Here is a 4,051-nt window from a genome sequence, read left to right as displayed (position 1 = left end):
TCGACATCGAGGACGTCACCGAGTGCCTGGCGAGCGTGGAGCTCTACCACGTGCGCTCGGGCATGAGCACCCCGCCGGCGGCGTCGACGCAGGCGCGCAGCGCCGCGCGCAGCTGCGCGTCGGCCACCACGTCCAGCGCCGTCAGCGCCAGGCCCACCGCACCGTCGAGCACCGCGGCGTCCCCGGCGGCGGAGACCGAGGCCGCCGCGAAGTCGCCGGTGTGCAGCGAGGTGCCGGGGTCCGCCAGCGCGATCATCGGGTGGATGGCCGGCACCCGGACGCTGACGTTGCCCAGGTCGCTGGAGCCGGTCAGCGACTCCGGCACCACCCCCGGCGGCAGCGCGGTGCGCCCCCGGCGCCGCTGGTGCAGCGTCCAGCGCGCCGCCAGCTGCAGGTTCGCCCGGATCGGCAGGTAGGCCGGCTGCGGGTCCCACCGCAGCTCGTGGCCGCAGCCCGTCATGGCGGCGGCCGCCACGAGCACCGCCTCCACCCGCCGGCACAGGTCCGCCAGGGTGTCCGGCGCCGCCGAGCGCACGTAGTACTCCGCGACCGCCCGCTCCGGCACGATGTTGGGCCGCTGCCCGCCCTCCAGCACGATCCCGTGCACCCGGTCGGTGGGCGGGACGTGCTGGCGCAGCATCGCGATGCCGGAGTAGCCGGCGACGACCGCGTCGAGGGCGTTGCGGCCCATGTACGGCTGCGCGGCGGCGTGCGCGGCCACGCCCGTGTACGCCGCGCGGACCTGCCGGCGCCCGAGGAAGGGCTGCACCGCGACGTCGTAGGTGAAGGGGTGCAGCATGACGACGGCGTCGACGCCCTCGAACGCGCCGGCCCGCGCCATGAGCTCCTTGCCGCCGCCGCCCTCCTCCGCGGGGGTGCCCAGCAGCACCGCCGTGCCGAGCCCGCCGCCGAGCCCGTCGCCGAGCCCGCCGCCGAGCACGGCGTGCAGGCCGAGGAACGCGCCGGCGGCCGAGGCCGCGATGACGTTGTGCCCGCAGCCGTGGCCGATGCCCGGCAGCGCGTCGTACTCGGCGAGGACCGCCACCACCGGGCCGCCGCTGCCGGTGGTGGCGCGCAGCGAGGTCGCCACCCCGAAGGCGCCGACCTCGGCCGACACGCCGTGGCGGGCGAGGAGCCCGGCCAGCGCGTCCACCGAGCGGTGCTCGGCGAAGGCCTCCTCGGGGTGCGCGTGCAGGTCGTGGCTGAGGGCCAGCAGGTCCGGGGCGGTGCTCTCCACCGCCGCCTCGGCCGCGTCGAGCAGCGCGGCCGGGGCGCCCGCGTGGTCGCTGTGCAGGGGGGTGGCGCGCTCGGCGGCCAGCGCGGTGCCGCGCTGCAGGGCGAGCAGGTGGGCGGGGTCCGGGGTCGAGGGCTGCGCCCCCGGCCGGGAGGTGCTCGTGTGATCACGAGGCGTCATGTCGCCCAGGTGTACCGCAGGTGCTCCACCGGTGCCCCCGGACGGGTGCGGCGTACCACCTGGTGCTCAGGTCCGCGGTCGGGGCGCCGATGGGTCCTGTGGAGTCCGCGCCGCCCGCGGACGGGGAGGGGGCGTCGTGGACGGGCCCGCGGTCGTCACCGTCTTCCTGCTCGCCGCGCTCGTCTGCACCGTCGCGGCCGCCGTCGCCTGGCGCCGCCGGGCCAACACGACCGCCGCCGCCGCGCTGGCGGTCCTGCAGTGGAGCGCCGGGGCCTGGGCCGCGTGCGCCGCCCTGCTCGACCTACCCCTGCCCTCCACCACGGCGCGCGTCCTGCTCGTCGTCAACTACACCGCCATCCACCTGCTCGTGGCGGGCACGCTGTGCCTCAGCGCCGCGGTGCTCGACCCGTCGTGGCGGTTGCGCCGGCGCACCGCGCTGCTGCTGGCGATCGCGCCGGTGCTCGTCGTCGTGGCCACCGCCACCGACGGCTGGCACCACCTGTTCTTCACCGGCTTCGGCGACCGCGACCACCACAGGCTGGACTTCGGCCCGCTGTTCCCGGTGCACTCCGCGTACTGCTACGGGCTGCTGGCCCTGGCGCTCCTGCGCCTGGCCCGCGGGTGGTGGCGGGCGGCCGCGGTCTTCCGCCACCAGATCGGCTGCATCCTCGCCGCCGCGCTGGTACCCATCGCGCTCAACGCGGTGACCGTCACCTCACCCGGCGTGCTGGGCGGGGTGGACTGGACACCGGTGTTCTTCGTCGTCACCGGGCTCGTCACGTCCTACGCCGTCTTCCGGCGGGGCCTGCTGCAGATCGTGCCGGTGGCGCGGGCGCAGATCGTGGACACGCTCGCCGACGGGGTGCTCGTCGTGGACCCCACCGGCCGCATCGTCGACGTCAACACCGCCGGGCTCGCCATGCTGCACCGCGCCCACGCCGACCTGCCCGACGACGTGGTGGGCCTGCCCGCCACCACCGCGCTGCGCAACCCGCAGGTGCGCGAGCTGCTCTCCCAGGACTGCCAGCGCACCGTGGAGGTGGCGCCCGGCCTGCACCTGGACCTGCGCTCGCGGGTGCACCGCGACGGCCGCGGCCGCCCGTTGGCCCGGGTGGTGGTGGCCCGCGACGTCAGCGACGCCGTGGCCGCCGAGCACCGCCTGCGCGAGCACCTGCGGACCATCGACGGCCTGCGCGAGCGCCTGCAGGAGGAGGCCGTCCGCGATGCGCTGACCGGCCTGCACAACCGCCGCCACCTCGTGGCGGCCCTGGAGGACGCGGTGACGCGCGCCACGCGGAGCGGCGGGTGCGTGGGGGTCGTCCTGCTGGACGTGGACCACTTCAAGCTGGTCAACGACACCCACGGCCACCAGGCCGGCGACGAGGTGCTGTGCGCGGTGGCGGCCGGGCTGCTGGAGGGCACCCGGGAGGGCGACACCGTCGCCCGCTACGGCGGGGAGGAGTTCGTGGTCCTGCTGCCCGGCGCCGGCGCGGAGGCGGCGGCCCGGCGGGCGGAGGAGATCCGCGCCCGCTGCGAGGCCGCGCGGGTGCCGGTCGGCGGGGACGTGCGCCTGTCGGTGACGGTCTCGGCGGGTGTGGCGGTCTTCCCCGCCGACGGCGTGGACGCGCGCGGTGTGCTCGCCGCCGCCGACGCGGCGCTCTACGCGGCCAAGGCCGCCGGGCGCAACCGCGTGCTGGTCGCCGCGCGGCGCGGCTGAACGCCCCGGCCGCTCAGCGGCACAGGTCCACCCGCACCACGTCGTAGGGCGTCGTCGGCGTCGCGGGGGTCGAGAAGCGGCCGTTGACCAGCCACAGCGACCCGCCGGCGAGGATGCCCGTCGTCGGGCGGTCCAGGTCGTCGTCGCCGAGGCGTCCGGTGACCTCGCCGCTGCGCAGGTCGCGGGCCAGCCGGACGACGGCGACCTCGTCGGTGGCGAACCCGTACACGACGTACAGGGTGCGCCCGCGCAGGACGAGCCCGTCGCCGCCGGCCAGGTCCACCCCCGACACCGCCAGCCGCGTGGTGGCGCCGCTGCCCGGGTCGATGCGGAACAGGTCGCCGGTGACGCTCTGGGTCGCGACGAGCGCGCCGTCCGGCAGCGCCCGCACGCCGTTGAGGTTGAAGGCGCCCGGGACCGGGTCGAAGTCGCCCGTGAGCGGCAGGGTCGCGGCCTCCGCGGGCAGCTGCCCGCGCCGGCCGAGCGGGATGACGACGAGGTGGTCGGCGCTGGAGTCGGTGACGTAGACCGCGTCGCGGGTGACCTCCACGTCGTTGAGGAACCCGCTGCCCGGCACCACCCAGCGGCCCAGCTCGGCGCCGGTGCGCGCGTCGTAGGCGGTCACCGCGCCGGTGGCCCCGCCGGCGACCCACAGCCGCTGCGCCCGCTCCTCGTAGCGCACGCCCACGGCGACGCGGCCGGGCACGCCGGGCACGAGCACCTCGCCCCGCCCGGTGCGCAGGTCGCCGCGCCAGATGCCGCCGTCGGTGCGCGACCCGGCGAAGAAGGTCGTGCCCGGCCCGTCGGTGATGCCCTCCGGCTGGGAGCCCGCCGGCAGCGGGACCGTCTCGGGGAAGGCGCGGCGGTCCTCGCGGTGCTGGTCCTCGCGGCGCTGGTCCGGTGGCGCGGCCGCGGCGGCG

3 protein-coding genes are annotated in these 4,051 nt (G+C 77.4%); 1 reads left to right on the top strand and 2 read right to left on the bottom strand.

Features of this window, described 5'->3' with window-relative positions:
• Window positions 1-43 precede the first annotated feature (43 nt).
• Window positions 44-1,414, bottom strand: a complete 1,371-nt coding sequence (locus ABEB16_RS15330) for an amidohydrolase (RefSeq protein WP_345713097.1) — start codon at window positions 1,412-1,414, stop codon at window positions 44-46.
• Between the two features lie 136 nt (window positions 1,415-1,550).
• Here ABEB16_RS15330 and ABEB16_RS15325 point away from each other — a divergent pair, with 136 nt between their 5' ends.
• On the top strand, window positions 1,551-3,131 hold the full coding sequence (locus tag ABEB16_RS15325; protein ID WP_345713096.1) for a histidine kinase N-terminal 7TM domain-containing diguanylate cyclase: 1,581 nt from the start codon (window positions 1,551-1,553) through the stop codon (window positions 3,129-3,131).
• 13 nt (window positions 3,132-3,144) lie between these two features.
• Here the strand turns inward: ABEB16_RS15325 and ABEB16_RS15320 are convergent.
• A partial coding sequence (locus ABEB16_RS15320; protein WP_345713095.1) for an NHL repeat-containing protein occupies window positions 3,145-4,051 on the bottom strand: 907 nt, incomplete at its 5' end.

It is taken from the genome of Kineococcus glutinatus, assembly GCF_039542765.1.
Lineage (GTDB): Bacteria > Actinomycetota > Actinomycetes > Actinomycetales > Kineococcaceae > Kineococcus_A > Kineococcus_A glutinatus.
The sequence above is the reverse complement of the archived record's forward strand: the minus strand, read 5'-3'. Positions and strand labels throughout refer to the sequence as shown.